This is a genomic window from Bacteroides sp. 2_2_4 (assembly GCF_000157055.1).
GTDB lineage: Bacteria > Bacteroidota > Bacteroidia > Bacteroidales > Bacteroidaceae > Bacteroides > Bacteroides ovatus.
The window spans coordinates 324,387-342,540 of the sequence record NZ_EQ973356.1 but is presented as its reverse complement, the minus strand read 5'-3'; the positions used below and the strand labels follow the sequence as shown (position 1 = coordinate 342,540).

12 protein-coding genes are annotated in these 18,154 nt (G+C 41.3%); 10 read left to right on the top strand and 2 right to left on the bottom strand.

The window, feature by feature from the left end; all coding sequences use genetic code 11:
- Positions 1-68: 68 nt before the first annotated feature.
- The 8 genes from BSCG_RS22805 (at position 69) to BSCG_RS22840 (ending at position 12,436) form a co-directional block, all read left to right on the top strand.
- On the top strand, positions 69-443 hold the full coding sequence (locus tag BSCG_RS22805; protein WP_008770872.1) for a hypothetical protein: 375 nt from the start codon (positions 69-71) through the stop codon (positions 441-443).
- A gap of 237 nt (positions 444-680) precedes the next feature.
- Positions 681-1,211: a sigma-70 family RNA polymerase sigma factor gene (locus tag BSCG_RS22810; RefSeq protein WP_008774962.1), complete on the top strand. Its 531-nt coding sequence runs from the start codon at positions 681-683 to the stop codon at positions 1,209-1,211.
- A 49-nt stretch (positions 1,212-1,260) separates the two neighbouring features.
- Positions 1,261-4,509 carry a SusC/RagA family TonB-linked outer membrane protein gene (locus BSCG_RS22815; protein WP_008774961.1) on the top strand — a complete coding sequence of 1,083 codons (3,249 nt, stop codon included), beginning with the start codon at positions 1,261-1,263 and terminating at the stop codon, positions 4,507-4,509.
- Positions 4,510-4,542: 33 nt separating this feature from the next.
- Positions 4,543-6,339: a RagB/SusD family nutrient uptake outer membrane protein gene (locus BSCG_RS22820; protein WP_008774960.1), complete on the top strand. Its 1,797-nt coding sequence runs from the start codon at positions 4,543-4,545 to the stop codon at positions 6,337-6,339.
- 36 nt (positions 6,340-6,375) lie between these two features.
- Positions 6,376-7,569, top strand: a complete 1,194-nt coding sequence (locus tag BSCG_RS22825) for a DUF5013 domain-containing protein (protein ID WP_008774959.1) — start codon at positions 6,376-6,378, stop codon at positions 7,567-7,569.
- Positions 7,570-7,618: 49 nt separating this feature from the next.
- Positions 7,619-9,658, top strand: a complete 2,040-nt coding sequence (locus BSCG_RS22830; protein WP_050428035.1) for an IPT/TIG domain-containing protein — start codon at positions 7,619-7,621, stop codon at positions 9,656-9,658.
- 58 nt (positions 9,659-9,716) lie between these two features.
- Positions 9,717-11,015 carry an alginate lyase family protein gene (locus BSCG_RS22835; RefSeq protein ID WP_008774957.1) on the top strand — a complete coding sequence of 433 codons (1,299 nt, stop codon included), beginning with the start codon at positions 9,717-9,719 and terminating at the stop codon, positions 11,013-11,015.
- 14 nt (positions 11,016-11,029) lie between these two features.
- Complete coding sequence (locus tag BSCG_RS22840; protein WP_004319640.1) at positions 11,030-12,436, top strand: glycosyl hydrolase family 28 protein; 1,407 nt, start codon at positions 11,030-11,032, stop codon at positions 12,434-12,436.
- Positions 12,437-12,897: 461 nt separating this feature from the next.
- On the opposite strand, the gene uxuA is transcribed toward BSCG_RS22840, so the two are convergent.
- Both uxuA and BSCG_RS22850 read right to left on the bottom strand, forming a co-directional pair.
- The gene (gene uxuA / locus BSCG_RS22845) at positions 12,898-14,085 is read right to left on the bottom strand and encodes a mannonate dehydratase (protein ID WP_004325491.1); all 1,188 of its coding nucleotides are present in this window, start codon (positions 14,083-14,085) and stop codon (positions 12,898-12,900) included.
- 35 nt (positions 14,086-14,120) lie between these two features.
- Positions 14,121-14,936 (bottom strand): SDR family oxidoreductase, encoded by an 816-nt coding sequence (locus BSCG_RS22850; protein WP_004325492.1) that lies wholly within the window; start codon positions 14,934-14,936, stop codon positions 14,121-14,123.
- 120 nt (positions 14,937-15,056) lie between these two features.
- Here BSCG_RS22850 and BSCG_RS22855 point away from each other — a divergent pair, with 120 nt between their 5' ends.
- Positions 15,057-15,938, top strand: coding sequence for an AraC family transcriptional regulator (locus tag BSCG_RS22855; protein ID WP_004310215.1), 882 nt, complete (start codon positions 15,057-15,059; stop codon positions 15,936-15,938).
- A gap of 70 nt (positions 15,939-16,008) precedes the next feature.
- Complete coding sequence (locus BSCG_RS22860) at positions 16,009-17,961, top strand: glycoside hydrolase family 97 protein (protein WP_004310216.1); 1,953 nt, start codon at positions 16,009-16,011, stop codon at positions 17,959-17,961.
- Positions 17,962-18,154 lie beyond the last annotated feature (193 nt).

Here is an 18,154-nt window from a genome sequence, read left to right as displayed (position 1 = left end):
AGTGAGATAATTGTAAGATCTTGTTCACATTGGAGCAGAAAAAGTTTTATTTTATAATATATGTTGATATGAAAGTATTAGTTTTAATTTCATTGGTAGGAGGTTTGATGTTATCTTCTTGCGGAGGTAGCAGTTCAAAAAATAATGCAAATGTTAAGGAGGTAAATCCTGCAGATACCATCTATTTGGGAGACTTACGTGAAAAATTTGCAAATGATAGTGTTTTCTTTAAAATAGTGGCACCGGATTTGATGTTGATGGATTATCAGTATCTTTGGGCAGTAACAGAATCGGAAGCAGTAGAGAAAGGACTGACAAAAGAATACTATAAACGTGTGAAGAAAGAAATCAGCGATACGAATGAAGCGATCAAAAGAGGTGTGATGAAAGGTGCGAACGTAAAACGTATACCGGATTTCCAGGCATCACAGGAAAATAAATAATGAATCCTTCCGGATGAAAGCTTTCATCCATGCAAATATAAGAACAGGGGAGTCGTCAAATGTAACGACATCCCCTTTTTTATTGGTGTAACGGTTAGATTTATCCCGATGAAATGGGAAGTTTTTGCAAAAATACACGCTTGTTACGATAGTTTTGTTATCTGTTACTTTTGTGGTATTTGAATTTGAAACTTGTTCCTACTTTTGTATCATCGTTAAACGGATAAATTTAATGCCATGAATAAACAGCAAGCTACATTTGACGACTTCTTCTCTGAATGCTATCTTAAATATAAGGAGTATATCAAGAACTATATCGCTATCCGCATTTGCCATCCGCATGAAGCGGAAGATTTGGCACAGGATGTCTTTGTCCGCTTATGGGAACACAGGGCATTCGTGAACAAAGATACAGTCTGGTCTTTGCTTTTTACCATCGCTCGCAATATAGTAACCGATAAAATCCGTCGTTATTATAAACAGGAAGATTTCGTCGCCTACGTATATAATAGGATGGAAGACACCAGTCGGAATACCACAGAAGATACCATTCATTTTCGTGAACTAAAGAAGATGCACGATCAGGTAATGGAAACTCTTCCTGTCAAACGCCGTCAGATTTATGAACTTAGTTTCAATCATGAACTCTCTTGTCCTGCCATTGCAGGAAAGCTGTCCTTATCTCCCCGTACAGTAGAATGTCAACTATTACTGGCTCGTAAGACTGTTCGCACCTATTTGAAAAATGAATTCTCCAAAGTCGGTTAAATACCAGATTCGGAAAAACACATATTAACTTTAACAATTTAATAGTATTATGGAAATTAAATCCAAATTCTTATGTTCAAAAGGAGTCGCATTGGCTTTCGCCATGCTGCTGGGTGGTTCGCCCGGTGTATTGCTCTATGCAAATGATTCTGTAGAAGAGAGTTTGATGGTAGTCCAGACGGGCCGCACCATCAAAGGACTTGTGACAGATGCGAATGGTGAACCACTGATTGGTTGTAATGTAGTGGTCGTAGGAAGCAATGCAGGAGTAATTACCGATATTGACGGTCGGTTTACGCTGAATATTCCTGCTGATGCCAAACAGATAAAAGTTAGCTATATCGGATATGTAGATCAGATTATTAACCTTCACGACCGCTCTGATTTTAAAGTGGTATTAAAGGAAGATAATAATGCACTGGACGAGGTTGTTGTAGTGGGTTATGGCACGCAGAAAAAAGCGACGTTGACAGGGGCGGTAGAACAAATTGGTAGCCAGGTATTGGAAAGTCGTGCCATTACCAATGTCGGTGCTGCTCTGCAAGGAGCCACTCCGGGGTTGGTAGTCACTCGTTCTTCCTCACGTCCGGGTAATGAAGGTTTAAATTTCCAGATTCGTGGTCTGACATCTGTCAATGGAGGTAGTCCGTTGATTATTGTAGATGGGGTACCTGTATTGAATTCAGAGTCATTCCAAAATCTAAACTCAGATGATATTGAGAATATTAGTGTTTTGAAAGACGGTTCAGCTTCCATTTATGGGGCGAAAGCAGCTAATGGCGTTATCTTGGTAACTACCAAAAAAGGTAAAGGCAAGACAACGGTTGATTATGGCTTCAATATGCGTTTCACTACCAATGGTATTATGGCTTTCTCTCCCAGTATGCAGGAATATGCTTCCATGTGGCTGGAAGCCAATAAAGAAATGCCGGAACATGACTGGTGGGGCTGGGGAGAAGAAAACCTGAAGAAGATGGCTCAAGGCATTGAAGGTATTTATGAGTCGACTGTAGCCGATTGGGGTACGATGTTCGTTGGTAATGCCAATCGCCTGGATGAATTGTTTGCCCGCCGTTATTCTTACCAGCATAATTTGAGTGTAGCAGGTTCTACAGATAAATCCGATTACCGCATCTCTTTAGCTTATGCTGATAACCAAGCCAATCTGGCCACTGCTTATGACGGGCAGAAACAGTTGAACTTGCGCTTGAACTACGGAATCAAATTGACTGATTGGTTCAAACTGGAGACTTCAGCCAGTATGATTAAAACAAATACCGAAACACCCACACATGCTATTGACCGTACACTTTACGGAAACGATGCTCCGTTTTTCCCGGCAAAAAATCCCTATGGACAATGGTACGCTAACTTCGGTAATGTCGGTGATCGCAATGCGGCAGCAGCTACAACGGATGGTGGACGTGACGAGAGAGAGAAGTTGACTACTCGTGTCGATTTTAAAGCATTGGTGGATATTTGGAAAGGAATCACTTTCGAGGGTACTGCTTCATTTCAAAATGAGGAATATCGCAGAGAACGCTATTCGCTTCCGGTACAGTGTTACAATTGGTTCGGCGAGCAGACGGCGAAGTTAGTATATGAAACAACACAAACCCTTAGTACTCCACAAGATGTGATGAATTTTAAAGACTCCCATCAGCCGGGATATTTGGTACAGGCAAATAATGCCCGGTATCAGTACTATTCAGGGTTATTGAAATATAAGCGTACATTTGCCGAAGTACATAATATAGATGCTATGTTCGGCATCAATGCCGAGAAATGGGTGACTAAGAAAGTTGTTACCGCCCGTGAGAAGTTTGAGGATGCCGGAATTTACGATTTGAATTTGGCTACGGGTACACAGGGTAACGGTGGAGGAAAGACTCATAATGGTACCTATTCATATATTGCCCGTTTGAATTATAACTATGCGGAAAAATATATGGTTGAATTGATGGGGCGTCGTGACGGAAATTCCAAGTTTGCTCCCGGTTATCGTTTTAAGAGCTTCGGTTCCGTTTCTTTGGGCTGGGCGTTCTCGGAAGAACAATTTGTAGAATTTCTAAAGCCAGTTCTTTCTTTTGGTAAGCTGCGTTTAAGTTATGGTAGCTCAGGTAATGATGTTGGGCTGGGCGATTACGATTATGTATCTACTGTTTCTCTTGGGACGGCCGGTTTTGGAACTATACCTGCCAACCAGGTATCTTCAGGTTTTGGCGGTTTAATTTCTTATGACCGTACTTGGGAGAAAGTTTCACAAAAAAACTTCGGTATCGATCTTAACTTTTTCGATAATCGTTTGAAAGCTACATTCGATTATTTTATAAAAGATAATACCGGTATGTTGGTGAATGTCACCTATCCGGGCGTATTAGGAGGTAAATCTCCTAAAACGAATAGTGGTCATTTGAATGTAAAAGGTTGGGAATTCACTATTGGATGGCGCGATCAGATTAAAGACTTTTCTTACTATGCCAACTTTAATATTGGTGATACAAAGAGTCTGTTGAAAGAGATGGAAGGAGCAGATTCTTATGGGGCTGGTTGGAATGCAGCTGTGAATGGGTATCCATTGAATTCGTACTTCCTTTATCGCACAGATGGTTACTTTAAAGATCAGGCAGAAGTAGACCGCTATTATGCACTCTATGGAGAGGGTAAAGAAGATTTGACTGGTGTAGGAGCAGGAAGTGCAAGCCGGTTGCGTCCAGGTGATACCAAACGTTTGGATTTGAATGGTGATTATAAGATTTCCGGTGCAGGGAATGAAAATAGCGATTTGCAATATCTCGGTGACTCCAATCCACATTTTGTTTTCGGTTTCACACTGGGAGGATCATGGAAAGGTATTGATGTGAACGCAATGTTCCAAGGTGTCGGCAAGCAGTATGTTATCCGTAATGACTGGATGGCTTATCCTTTTCAAACACGTACTGCCAATCAGAACCCGACATATTTGGGAAAGACATGGACAGAGAGCAATCCGAATGCTGAATTCCCTCGCTTGACTACCAATGCGAATCTCGCACGCTGGAATTATCAGAATAACGACTTTATGATGCAGAATAACCGCTATATCCGTTTGAAAACATTAATAGTCGGCTACACATTGCCGCAGATATGGACGCGCAAGGTGAAACTGGAAAAAGTGCGTGTTTACTTCTCTGGTAATGATTTATGGGAAGCTACCAGTATTCGAGACGGTTTCGACCCGGAAATGGGAGCAGCCTCCAACAACAGTGGATACCCGTTTGCACGTACTTGGTCGTTCGGTCTGAACATCACTTTATAGTAGCTATGGAAAATTAAATACAGAATAGAAGATATGAAAAAGATAACGAACTATATATTAATTTGCACCTGCGCATTGGGATTTTCTTCATGCGTGAATACGTTCCTTGACTTGGAACCACTGGATGCCAAGACAGATGTGATTTATTTCAAAACTCCGGAGCATTTCCGTGAATATGCTAACGGGCTTTACGGGCAATTATTGGGATGGCAGTCTTCCTATGGAAGTATATTCGATCACATGGATGCGGCATCTGATCTTTCTACTTGTTTCAGATATTCGTATGGTGTGGGGACCGGTGTGATGGGAGTTCCTAATGACGATAGCCGTTGGGGTAATTGCTATGGTAATATTCGTGCCACTAATCACATGTTTGAAAGAGCAGTTTCTTCCTATACAGGTAATTTAGCGGATATTAAAAAAGAATTAGCCGAAGGTCATTTTTTCCGTGCCTATAACTATTTTTACTTATTGAAGTTTTTTGGTGGAGTGCCTGTCGTTACGAAAGTTCTCGACGTGACTTCACCGGAGTTATATGGAAAACGTAACAGCCGTTATGAGGTTGTCAACTTGATTCTCTCCGATTTGGATGAGGCTATTGCAGGGTTGCCGTTGGAACAGAATATAACCTCTGCCGACAAAGGTAAAATCAGCAAACAGGCTGCACAGGCATTTAAGGCTCGCGTGTTACTTTATGAAGCTACCTGGCGTAAGTACAATGGTACTTCTACTGATTTTGAAGGTTCTGCCGGTCCGGCTTCCGATCAGGTAAATGCTTTCCTGGAAGAATCTGTTCAACTATCCGAAACAGTGATGGGGGATGCTGCTTATTCTCTTTGGAATTATAATAATGTGGCAGCAATGAAAAATTTGAGCAATCGTTACCTGTTTAATATTGAAGAAGAAGCTAGCAATCCTGCCGGTGCAGGAAGAGCGACGAACAAGGAATTTATCATCGCTTCTGTATATAGTCAGGAAACGCGTAAAGGACAGGTTGATTTGAATCAGGTGATTTATACGGATATGCGTCCCAGCCGGAAATTGATTGATATGTTTTTATGCACTGACGGGCTTCCGGTCAGTATGTCTGATAAGTTCCAGGGATATAAGAATCCGGGGGACGAATTTCAGAATCGGGATTTCCGTTTGACTTCTTATGTAGGTTCATATGCTACGAGCCTGACAGTTGAGAACTGTGGGTATGGTGTTTCCAAGTTTGCTATTACTGATATTCAACGCCAAAGTAAAGATGAATCGGCCAATTATCCGGTACTTCGGTTGGCAGAAGTATACTTGAATTATGCTGAAGCTGTGATGGAACGCTATGGTGAAATATCAGATGACCAGTTGAATAAGTCGATAAATAAAATCCGTGCCCGTGCGGGAATTGCCAACCTAACAAATGCATTGGCAAAGCGAATTCAGGAAGGAGTGCCGGCAAATGCGAGTAAGACAGTCAATCAGGTAATGCTGGATGAGATCCGCCGTGAACGTGCCTTGGAACTCTATATGGAAGGTTTCCGTTGTGACGACCTGAAACGTTGGGGTATTGCGGAGAAGAATCTGAATGAGTCTCGTTGCGGTGCGGTAGTAGGTAATGCCAGCTATCCGACGGCATTTATAGACGAAAACGGGAATGCTACCAGTGCTTTCAATCCGGCTATCTTTACGAAGGGGACGGAAGAAGTGGAAACAGGTAAAGGCAAATTACCTTGTGTAGTGCTTCTCAAATCATCCGACTGCGCATTTACTAAGGGAGATTATTTGTGGGCGATTCCAAGAAATCAAATCAACCTGAATTCAAATCTGGTACAAAATCCGGGATATTAATCATTCAATCGTTTAACGTATAATACCATAGATTATATGAAGTTTTTATTCAAATATACATTTCACTTGGCAATACTTGCTTGTGTTTCCGCACTTTTCTCCGGTTGTGAGCAAGACCCCAAGTATAGAGTTTATGATTATCCTGTACCAGTAGTGGAGAGTATTTATCCTACGGACGGATATGTCACTACACAGGTAGTTATTACGGGAACCAATTTTGGTGACCGTGCTGAAGCAGTGAAAGTTTTCTTCGGTGAAGCCCAATCCAATAAAGTGCTCGATTGCAAAAATGACCGTTTGGTAGTGGAAGTGCCGGAAACTGCAGTAACAGGCAATCTGTCTTTACAGATTTATAATAAAAAGGTGGAGAATATCGGTCATTATACAGTACTGCCTACGCCACGTGTCATTACAGTGACTTCTGATAGTGAAGACGGTGAAGGGGTAGCCGATACGGGAGACAAGGTCACTATAACAGGTGAGAACTTTGGTACGGATCCATCTGATATTTCTGTTAGTTTCAATGGAACGCTGGCCGAATTTGAGCTGGTGGATGAGTCTACTATTGTTGCGACAACTCCTGCTGATTATAAGACAGGTAATGTGACTGTAACTATTCATGGATATACAATGACAGGTAGTGCAATGTTTAATCCTAACTCAAAGGGTGATGTAACAGTGCTTTACCTTCAAAACTACAAGCAGCCGTTTGCCAAGGCAAATGATGAAAATTGGAAGAATGGTGAATGGTGGACTCCGGCAGTATGGAATCAGAATAAGGCATCTTTCAATGCAAAAAACAATACTACTGTTACCGGAATGCAGTATAAAGCAGCAGAGGGCTTCACATTAGCGTTCCAGAATGGATGGGAGAAGGAAGCTTATACGAATGGAAAAATATGGCAAGTTGCTACACTTCGTCCTGGTAAATACAGACTGGAAGTTACTTATGCCTATACGATGGTAGTAAGTGATGCGGGGAATTTTATTTCTGCATTGATGGCCAAAGGAAATAGTGAGAGTGATATACCGAATGTAGCTGATATTGAGCAATTAAATGGAGTTTGTGCGATCTATGACAAAGCTGGAACAAATGATGACTCGGGTGTTTTGGTAACCCCTTCATTTGAAGTGACGGAGACAACGGATGTTGTCATTGGATTCCTGACTTCTCTGGCTAAAGGTAATTCATACTTTAAGGTGACAGAATTGAAATTGATTCTTGAATGATGTGGAAAAAGAAAAAAGAGTAATTCATCGTGATAATATAATTAAGATTATGAAGAAAATATATAACTATCTGTTTCCCGTTTTTCTCTCGCTTTTCGCATTAGCTGCTTGTGACGAGGATAATGAAGAAATTGTTCCAATGAGTTACACTGATCCTGTGGCGACTGTAACAAAGATAGATCCCGTAGAAGGATATGTTGGGAATGAGTTTACCGTTAGTGGCAGTGATTTTGGTATCATAACAGAAGATGTGAAAGTATTTATCGGTTCCCAGGAGGCAGTAGTAGTCTCTTGCGCCGATGATGCTATCCTTGCGAAAGTGCCGGAATCGGCAACAAACGGAAAGATAACCGTTGAGGTTTTCGGGCAACGTGTGGAGACTGATCTAGTTTATCGTGTACTTGGTAAGCCGGGTGTCAGCGTAGTGAAACCTTCTTATGGTTTTCCGGGTGCCAGTATCGTTTTCGAAGGACAAGAATTTGTTTCTTCTAAAACACTGTATACTTTGACTTTCGGGACTTCCACAGACAAGGCAGAGATTGTGGGTACACCTACTGATACCGAATTTACGGCCAAAGTTCCCGAGACAGCTGTCAGTGGAGTTATGACACTTATTATGGCAGAACAAACGATTGATTTGGCTTCTTATCCTTTCACTGTGTTGAAGCATGCAACGCTTGATACTCCTAAGGAAGACGAACCGGTTCCATCAGGTTTTGCTGGCAGTAAATTTGCAATAACAGGAACCAATCTTGTGCAAGAATTGCTGGATAAGTCTGTTGAAGGGTTGGAGCCTTTGAAAGTAACTTTCTCTAAAGCTGGCGGAGAACCTGTAGAAGCTGCAATAGATACAGATAATTTGACGGATAAGAGTATTCCACTCACTGTACCTGCTTCGTTGGAAGCCGGAGATTATACAATTACTGTCATTACTCCGTTTGAAACTATCGGGACACAGTTGAAATATACGGTATTACCGATGCCGACAGTAACAGGCATTTCAACGAAAGCCGGATATATTAATGCGGAAGTAACGATCATTGGTCAGAACTTTGGTACGAAAGCTGAAAATATTCAGGTCTTTTTCGGAGAAACAGTTTGTGATAAAGTGACACTGAATGATAAAGGTAATATTGTAGTGAATGTTCCCAAAGGAGTTTCATCAGAAGCTCCGGTGAAGATTAAACTGATAATTCAGGGTAAGGAAATAGAGATGGGCGAATCGGGCACATTTGAGGTTTGGGAAACTCCGGAAATCACTTCTGTTGAAACACCGTATATTTATCCTAATGGCACATTAGTAAAAGCCGGACAGGAAATAACATTTACAGGAAAAGGTTTTGGAACGGATAAGAATTCTGTTACAGTTACTTTTGAGGGAATATCCGTACCCGTTACGGTTAAAGAGATTACTACGACTTCTATTACTGTAACGGTTCCGCAAGGTTTCAATGGTGGAAAAGTAACAATGGTGTTTGAAGGTATTGCACAACCCGTAGAGAGTGATATGTTACAACCTCTGCCGGTGGATGGAGATATTTCTCAATATGTACTCATGAACTATAAACAGCCTTTTGAATATGTAAAAGAAGGTGGGGATAAAGGATTCCATAAAAAAGGAGAGTGGGCAAAAGCTGCTTATTGGATAGTTCAGAACTCTAACTTGACTGCTGGTGAAGGAGGTGCTGCTGTTGATTTGGCATTTAAAACGAAATATGGTGATGGAAGTGATGCAGGTTTGGCTTTACAAACAGATTGGGGATTTGACAATCCTAAAAATGATGGTAAGGTATATCAGACTTCTCATCTTCAAAAAGGAAAATATAAGTTGACGGCACACGTTTATGAATATGACGGCAGAGGTTTTACCGGTTATGTTGCGGTTTGTAAAGGTAACGAGATGGCAAATACGAGTGATATACCAAGTAAGAGTCTGGCAAACGCTTCTATTTCGGGTACGGGTGATGTAGTAGTTGATATTCTTGTTGAAGAGCCTACCGATGTTGTCATTGGTTTTGTATGTACGATTACAGTAAAACAAGGACGGGCTAAGATAGATAATTTCAAATTAGAGTTAGTAGAGCAATAAACTATAATTGGGTGCACCGTAATCAATGGTAGATATGGTGTACCATTAAACCAAAAATATGATGAAAAAGATATATTATATAACCGCAGTATTTGCTACCCTGTTTTTGGTAGGATGTGGGGACGGCATTGACCTTCCGGGTGTCAATGTGGAAACTGATTTGAATAAAATTCCTCTTCCTGATAATAATGTAAATTTGGAACAGGTTGAACTTAAACCGTCAACGGAACCCATGCTGCATGAAGGGTTGCATACGGAGGAAGACTTCCAGCGTATCCGGGATAAAAAAGCTGCCGGAGAAGAGCCTTGGATAAGTGCTTATCAATTATTAGTAGAAAGTCAGTTTTCGCAGAAGACGGCAGATACTTATCCTACGGAATGGATTAAACGTGGAGTTTCCGGTGATGAAAATTATATGAATGCAGCCAGAGGGGCCACTATTGCATATCAGCAGGCGCTTCGTTGGAAGATTGAACAAGATGATGAATATGCGGCAAAAGCGGTGGAGAATCTGAATAAGTGGGTACAGACTTGTGTAGGTGTAACAGGTAATACGAATTTATCGCTTGCTGCAGGACTTTATGGTTATGAATTTGCTATTGCCGGTGAATTATTGAGGGATTATGGAGGATGGGATCGTGCGGACTTCGCAGCGTTCCAGAATTGGTTGCTTAAAGTGTTCTATCCTGCTAATGATGATTTCCTGAAACGTCATCACGATACGAATGCGTTACATTATTGGGCTAACTGGTGTCTTTGTAATATAGCGGCTAAAATGGCTATCGGCATTGTAACCGATCGTCGTGATATTTATAATGAAGGTATTGCCCATTTGCAGACAGGTGATACAAACGGACGTTTACGTCGTGCTATCTATCACGATTATGCACCGGACTATAACTTTGCTCAATGGCAGGAAAGTGGCCGTGACCAGGGACATACATTGATGTGTGTTGGATTGATGGGAATTATCTGTCAGTTGGCATGGAGCCAGGGAGACGATTTCTTTGCTTATGATGATAATCTCTTCCTACGGGCCTGCGAATATGCCGCTTGTTGTAATTACACTAATGAGACTGTACCATATACTACTTATATATGGCAAAAACAGAGTCAATGGGGATATCCGATTCCGGAAGAACAAACAACACTTGGTGGTGGTAAATGGATCAAACGTGCGATATGGGCGTTGCCTTACTATCATTACAAAGGGATAAAAAACATCTCGGATGATAATCTCAAATATACTAAGATTGCTACCGAATATGTAGGAATAGAAGGCGGCGGCGGTTATTATGATGCTAACTCTGGTGGGTATGATGTACTTGGACTCGGTACATTGATGTATGCACAATAAATGAATAATTCAAAATGAATAGATTGATACGAATAGCGCTTACATTTTTACTTGTAATGACTTCAGGAGTTATACAGGCAGAAATTGTCATCTATCCGGTGCCACAAGGCATCTACTATGCCCGCCACAATGACGATTATACAGTAAAAGTACGGCAAGTGGGTGAAAAAGATTGGGTAGACCTTTATGAATATAATGTAAAGGTGGATATGGATACCAAGTCGGATGCAACCATGGTACAGTTTGATTTTTCCGGTAAAGTGGAAGTGCTGGTGCAAAAGAATAACGGGGAACTCCGTTCAGCAGTAGTGCGTCCACTATCTAAAGGTATTCATCCGGAGATAGACGGAAATTTTCTGCTGTTCACATTGGATAAACCACAAAAACTCTCTGTAGAGTTCAACGGTGACCGTTTGAATAATCTGCATGTGTTTGCCAATCCGATCATTGAGAATGTGCCTGATAAGAATGATCCGAATGTGATGTATTTTGAGTCCGGTATACACGAACCCACAGATGTGGCAGGCAAATGCTTCCGTATTCCTTCCAACACGACTGTCTATCTGGAAGGTGGAGCGGTGCTGAAAGGTTGCCTGACTTGCGACAGTGTAGAGAATGTAAAGATTCTCGGACACGGTATGTTGCTTGAACCGCAGCAGGGAATATCGGTGGCATACTCCAAGAATGTACTGATTGATGGAATTACAGTTGTCAACTCCCGTCACTATACAGTTTCCGGTGGACAATCACAGGGAATTACTATCAAGAATTTGAAATCATTCAGTTATCAGGGTTGGAGTGATGGATTGGATTTTATGTCTTGCTCGGATGTAGTGATTGATGATGTTTTTCTTCGTAATTCAGACGACTGTATAGCCATCTATACGCATCGTTGGAATTATTATGGAGATTCTCGTAATATCCGTGTACTTAATTCTACACTATGGGCGGATATTGCTCACCCTATCAATATCGGTACGCATGGAAATACGAAAACAGGAGATGAGGTTTTAGAAGATATATTGTTCAAGAATATCGATATCTTGGAACATGATGAGGACGATCGTGATTACCAAGGCTGCATGACTATTAATGTAGGAGATCACAATCTGGCACAAAACATCACTTTTGAGGATATTCGTGTGGAACATATCCAGGAAGGACAGTTATTTCATCTTCGGGTGATGTATAACCAAAAATATAACACAGGTCCCGGCAGAGGTGTCAGAAACATAACGTTCCGTAACATTTCATGTACCGGAAAATATATCAATCCTTCTTTGATGGAAGGTTATGATAAGAATAGGAAGGTTGAGAATATTTTGTTTGAGAACATAATGTTGAACGGCAAACGGATCGCCTCTTTGGAAGAACTGAATATAGATAAAAAAGATTTTGTAGGGAAGATACAGATAAAGTAGCTAACAAATAAAAGATTGTGTTGATTTTACCCTCACACTCTCACCCGGCTCTCAATCCCTTTATCCATCGTACTTTCGTGGGTGAGGGTAAAGGTGAGGGTAGTGTGAGGGTAAAACTTACTCTCACACTGTCGACGCTTACCAAATGATATAAGTATGCATTGGCATTGAAAGGTTTAGCTATTGAGAGAACAGTCCGTTGTATTTATTGTATCGGAATTATATGATTATAACTAAAAGCCTAGAGACAGAATGGTTGTTTCTTGTCTTTGAGATAGAATTTACCTGCTTTAGAAACTATAGTTTCCCGCCTTTGGAACTGGAGTTTCGAGCCTTTGGAACTAAAGTTTCAAGACGGGAAACCATCAGTTTCAACGCTTGAAACAAAATGTTTCCCGCCTTGAAACAAATAATGAGGTTATTGCTCTGACGAAGCTCTGACTATATCAGCATTGTGATGATTATAATATTATCTGTCGTTTTTTCTCATCATCCACCACAGCCATCATTCCTTCTACTTGTGCAAGAGCCAGCATACGTCCGTGGAAAGAATATCCTGGGTTGTAGCCTTTATCTTCATCTCCCAGCATCATTCGTCCGTGGTCTACACGCATCGGTAATCCCGGATTCTCATTTTCGAAGATACGGATAAGGTCAACCAGATGTCCTCTTCCCGTAAGATGGGAGCTTTCAATGAAGTTTCCACCTTGCATGGCAGCTGTGCTGCGCAGATGTACGAAATGAGTTCTTTTTGCAAATTTCTTAGCCAACTCACGTGTATCGTTATGTTCGCCTGCACTCAAAGAGCCTGCACAGAAAGTCAATCCATTATGAGGATTATCTACGGCATTCAGGAACCATTCAATATCATTTTCATTGGTAACGATACGTGGTAAACCTAATACCTGGAATGGAGGGTCATCCGGATGTACGCACATATTAACTCCATATTCTTCGCATACAGGCATGATTGCAGATAAGAAATAACGCATATTTTCACGCAAAGCATCCCGGTTTATATCTTTGTACAAAGCAAGTAACCGCTTGAAGATGGAAACCGGATTTTTATCTCCTTCTTTGATATTGCCATTAACAAAACCTTGAGTTTTGACAATGATCGTATCAATCAAAGCGTCTTTTTCTGCTTCTGTGATAACCTTATCCAACTCGGCAACTTTCTGAAGTTCTTCTTCAGTGTAATCTTTTTCAGCTCCTTCACGTTCCAAGATTCGGATATCGAAATAAGCAAAGCGAATACGGTCGTAATAAAGTGAACTGGTTCCGTCCGGCCAGGGATGTTGCAAGTCTGTACGTATCCAGTCGATAACGGGCATGAAATTATAACACACTGTCTTTATGCCGCATTTACCCAAATTGGCAAGGCTTACTTTGTAGTTCTCAATCAACTGTTCACGTTCCGCTCCTGCGTATTTGATTGCTTCACATACAGGAAGACTTTCCACTACCGACCAACGTAAACCATAAGATTCGATATATGATTTCAAATCGTTAATAGCTTCCATTGTCCATATTTCACCGTTCGGTACATCATGCAGGGCAGTGACAATCCCTTTTACCCCTATTTGTCGGAGCATCGGCAAGGTTATCTTATCCTTTTTGCCGAACCATCTCCAAGTCTTTTCCATCATAGTCTTTCTCTTTATAACAGGCTATTATTTATTGCTTAAACTCCGCTGAATGCACTGAAACCACCATCAATAGGTAACATTGCTCCGGTTACGAAGCTAGCGGCTTCACTACACAGGAAATGCACTGCACCATTCAACTCTTTGATGTCACCGAAACGTTTCATTGGAGTTTTAGCCAATACTTTCTTGCTTCTATCTGTCAATGAACCATCTGGGTTGATGAGTACACGACGGTTTTGGTCGCCGATGAAGAAGCCCGGTGCAATAGCGTTTACACGGATACCATCACCGTATTTAAGTGCCATTTCGCTTGCCAGCCATTGAGTGAAATTGGCTACGGCAGTTTTTGCAGCCGAATATCCCGGTACGCGGGTGATAGCGCTGTATGCTGCCATTGAGGATACATTAATGATACATCCTTTGCCTTGTTTTGCCATTACTTTACCGAATATCATAGACGGATAAACCGTTCCGTTCATATTCAGATTAGTCACTTTCTCCCAACAGGAAATATCCATGTCATAAAAATGTTGTTCCGGTTCAAGAGTAGCTCCCGGCATATTGCCACCGGCAATGTTCAATAGAATATCGATCTGTCCCCATTTGGCTACGACTTCTTCGGCTACTTTCTCCAGGCTGGCGATGTCAAGTACATTACCGATGATGCCGATTACATCGTTACCGTATTGCTTAAGTTCAGCCACACGGTTGTCCAGTTGCTCCTGACGAATGTCAATAGCTACAACTTTTGCTCCCTGCTGTACAAAGTGTTGGGCAATATTTCCGCCCAGTACACCACCTGCTCCGGTAATAACAGCAACTTTACCGGCAATACTAAATAATTCGTTCATGTTTTCTATCAAATGTTTTTATGAATGGATGCAAAAATAGCGGGTTTTTATACATGCTATGATGCGTATTTTTGCAAGATATTTACCTATCTTTGCAAAAGCAGTTTAGAAAGGAGATTTATGAAGAAGATAATGAATGAGAAGTTGACTATTACGACTTCTAATCCCGTCCGTGCCCGCTTTTATGAATATCCACGTTTCACGTATCCGTGGCATTTTCATAGTGAGTATGAAATTATTTATGTGGAGAAGGGAGAGGGGGATTGTCTGGTGGGTGACAGCATTATCTCCTATTCAAAAGGTGATTTGATTCTTTTCGGTTCCGAACTGCCTCATAGTATGCAAAGTCCACCGGACGGCGGGGAAGAATCTGATAACGAAGAAAAATCCGAACTGAAAGTAAGAGGAGTCAATATTCAGTTTGAAAAAGACTTCATGCATTATTCTATATCTCAATACTCCCAGTTTATTCCTATCAGGAATTTATTGGAGGATGCTTGCAGAGGAATTAAATTCACAATTACCCGTTCGGGGAAAATCATTAAGCTATTAAAACAAATACCTTCTGCCAAAGGAGTAGATCAAATTATCCTGTTGCTTTCACTCCTACAAATGATGGCTACCAGTAATCACAGGAAGTATCTGACTACTTCTCATTATACTCCGTCTCCTTCGATTATGCGTAATGAAAGAATGGAAAAAGTGATTGCCTATTTGAATAAACATTATACCGAGTCTATCGGTCTGGATGAAATTGCTTCTTATACAGCGATGAACCCTACTGCTTTCTGCCGATACTTTAAAGAAAACACAGGAAAAACATTCAAAGAGTATGTACTTGATATGCGTATCGGATATGCTTGTAAACTATTGAATAGTAGTATGATGAATATATCTCAAATCAGTGCTACTTGCGGATTTGAATCACCTGTACATTTTAACCGCATTTTTAAAAGGGTGACAGGAATGACACCTACTTTTTATAGGGAACAGATGGAATAAGCTTTTCAGGCAATAAACATTTGAGTATAATTTCTTTCTCGTTCGTATATAATAGGAAAGATGAATAAACATGAACGTAAATAGAATGAAGAAAAGAATTTTGCTTTTGTTGTTGGTGATACCGGCATTGATAAAAGCGCAAGATGTGATGACAGAAACCCGTCAGGAACTGACGTCTCCTGATGGAGCTTATCGTTTTACCTTTTATCAACGTGCGGTAGGAGAGGATAATGCACAAATGTATTATACCTTGACTTATAAAAATCGTCCGGTGATTGAAGAAAGTAAACTGGGTGTTCTGATTGAAAATCAGTTGTTTGAATCGGCGTTGGGTATACCGAATGATACTTGTCATTTTTGGTGTGAGAATCTGAAGTTGACGGGGACTGAACATCAAAAGACGGACGAGAGATGGAAGCCTGTATATGGCGAGCGTGCGGAGGTTCGTGATTGCTATAATGAGATGACCTTGAAGTTCAAGAAAGGAGAAGGAAAAGGTAATCGGGATGGTGGTTATGATAAGCGTAAAAACTACTTTATGAATATCATAGTCCGCGCCTATAATGAAGGAGTTACTTTCCGCTATCATTTTCCGGAAATGACAAACGGGCTTTTCTTGCATATCGTCGGTGAGCAGACTAGCTTCACAATGCCTGAAGGAACGATGGCGTATTATGAACGTTGGGCACAAGGGCCTTATGAACTCCGTCCGTTGGAAGGATGGGGCAAAGAGGAGAGTGAGCGTCCTTTGACATTGAAACTGCCTGATGGATTATCTGTAGCCTTGTTGGAAGCGGAAATGGTGGATTATGTTCGTGGTAAATTCCGTTTATCGGCAGAGAAACCTTCCACTTTGGAGACAAGCCTGTATAGTAGCGTCGATATTATTTCTCCTTACAGTACTCCGTGGCGTGTAATCATGGTTGGCGAACGTCCGGTCGATTTAATTAATAATAATGATCTTGTCTTGAATCTGAATCCGGCTTGCAAACTGGCTGATACTTCTTGGATCAAACCCGGGAAAGTATTCCGTTCGGGCGACTTGAAACAAGATAGAGTAAAAGCGGCCATTGATTTTGCGGCAGAACGCGGTATTCAGTATGTACACATGGATGCAGGCTGGTACGGACCGGAAATGAAAATGAGTTCGGACGCTACTACAGTTTCTTCTGATAAAGACCTTGATATACCTGCTTTGTGTAAATATGCCGAATCGAAAGGAATCGGACTTATGGTGTATGTCAATCAGCGCGCATTAGTGCAGCAGTTGGATATTCTGTTGCCTTTGTATAAAAAATGGGGATTGAAAGGTATCAAGTTCGGTTTTGTACAGATAGGTAATCAGCGTTGGAGTACCTGGTTGCATGATGCAGTTCGTAAATGTGGAGAATATAATCTGATGGTAGATATTCATGACGAATATCGTCCGACAGGTTTCAGCCGTACTTATCCTAACCTGATGACGCAGGAAGGTATTCGTGGAAATGAAGAAATGCCGGATGCCACACACAATACGACTCTTCCTTTCACCCGCTATCTGGCAGGTGCAGGAGACTATACGCTTTGCTATTTCAATAATCGGGTGAAGAATACGAAAGCACATCAGTTGGCGATGGCAGCTGTGTATTACAGTCCTTTGCAATTTATGTTTTGGTATGACAGACCGGAATTCTACCAGGGAGAAGAAGAACTGGAATTTTGGAAAGCAATTCCGAGTGTATGGGATGACAGCCGCGCGTTAGATGGAGAGATTGGTGAATATATCGTTCAGGCACGTCGTTCGGGGAATGACTGGTTTGTAGGAGCAATGACGAATACGGAAGCCCGCACAATTACATTGACTACGGATTTTCTGGAACCGGGTAAGAAGTACATGCTTCACCTGTACGAAGATGATGACAAGCTGAATACACGCACGAAAGTACGCAGTACTCATAAGAAGATAAAAGCCGGAGATAAGCTTGTTTTGAAGCTAAAAGCAAGTGGCGGAGCCGCATTGCATTTCACTCCGCTAAAGAAATGACTCAAATTATTTTGATGGTCATTGAGTATGTGAAAATGACAAGTAAATGATAATTTTGCGGAGTGCCCTGAAAGGGCTTAATTATATAGCGTAGGGCGTTGCCCTACGCTATATAATTAAGCCCTTTCAGGGCACCCCAATAAATATATAATTGTAAGGCTTTCAGCCTAACCGATAAATTCTCATTTAACCG

What these genes read in the sequence shown, in the direction of transcription:
- BSCG_RS22835 (WP_008774957.1), top strand. Translation starts at nt 9,717, where the DNA reads ATGATGAAAAAGATATATTATATAACCGCAGTATTTGCTACCCTGTTT.
- uxuA (WP_004325491.1), bottom strand. Translation starts at nt 14,085, where the DNA reads ATGATGGAAAAGACTTGGAGATGGTTCGGCAAAAAGGATAAGATAACC.
- BSCG_RS22820 (WP_008774960.1), top strand. Translation starts at nt 4,543, where the DNA reads ATGAAAAAGATAACGAACTATATATTAATTTGCACCTGCGCATTGGGA.
- BSCG_RS22805 (WP_008770872.1), top strand. Translation starts at nt 69, where the DNA reads ATGAAAGTATTAGTTTTAATTTCATTGGTAGGAGGTTTGATGTTATCT.
- BSCG_RS22855 (WP_004310215.1), top strand. Translation starts at nt 15,057, where the DNA reads ATGAAGAAGATAATGAATGAGAAGTTGACTATTACGACTTCTAATCCC.
- BSCG_RS22815 (WP_008774961.1), top strand. Translation starts at nt 1,261, where the DNA reads ATGGAAATTAAATCCAAATTCTTATGTTCAAAAGGAGTCGCATTGGCT.
- BSCG_RS22825 (WP_008774959.1), top strand. Translation starts at nt 6,376, where the DNA reads ATGAAGTTTTTATTCAAATATACATTTCACTTGGCAATACTTGCTTGT.
- BSCG_RS22860 (WP_004310216.1), top strand. Translation starts at nt 16,009, where the DNA reads ATGAACGTAAATAGAATGAAGAAAAGAATTTTGCTTTTGTTGTTGGTG.
- BSCG_RS22830 (WP_050428035.1), top strand. Translation starts at nt 7,619, where the DNA reads ATGAAGAAAATATATAACTATCTGTTTCCCGTTTTTCTCTCGCTTTTC.
- BSCG_RS22840 (WP_004319640.1), top strand. Translation starts at nt 11,030, where the DNA reads ATGAATAGATTGATACGAATAGCGCTTACATTTTTACTTGTAATGACT.
- BSCG_RS22850 (WP_004325492.1), bottom strand. Translation starts at nt 14,936, where the DNA reads ATGAACGAATTATTTAGTATTGCCGGTAAAGTTGCTGTTATTACCGGA.
- BSCG_RS22810 (WP_008774962.1), top strand. Translation starts at nt 681, where the DNA reads ATGAATAAACAGCAAGCTACATTTGACGACTTCTTCTCTGAATGCTAT.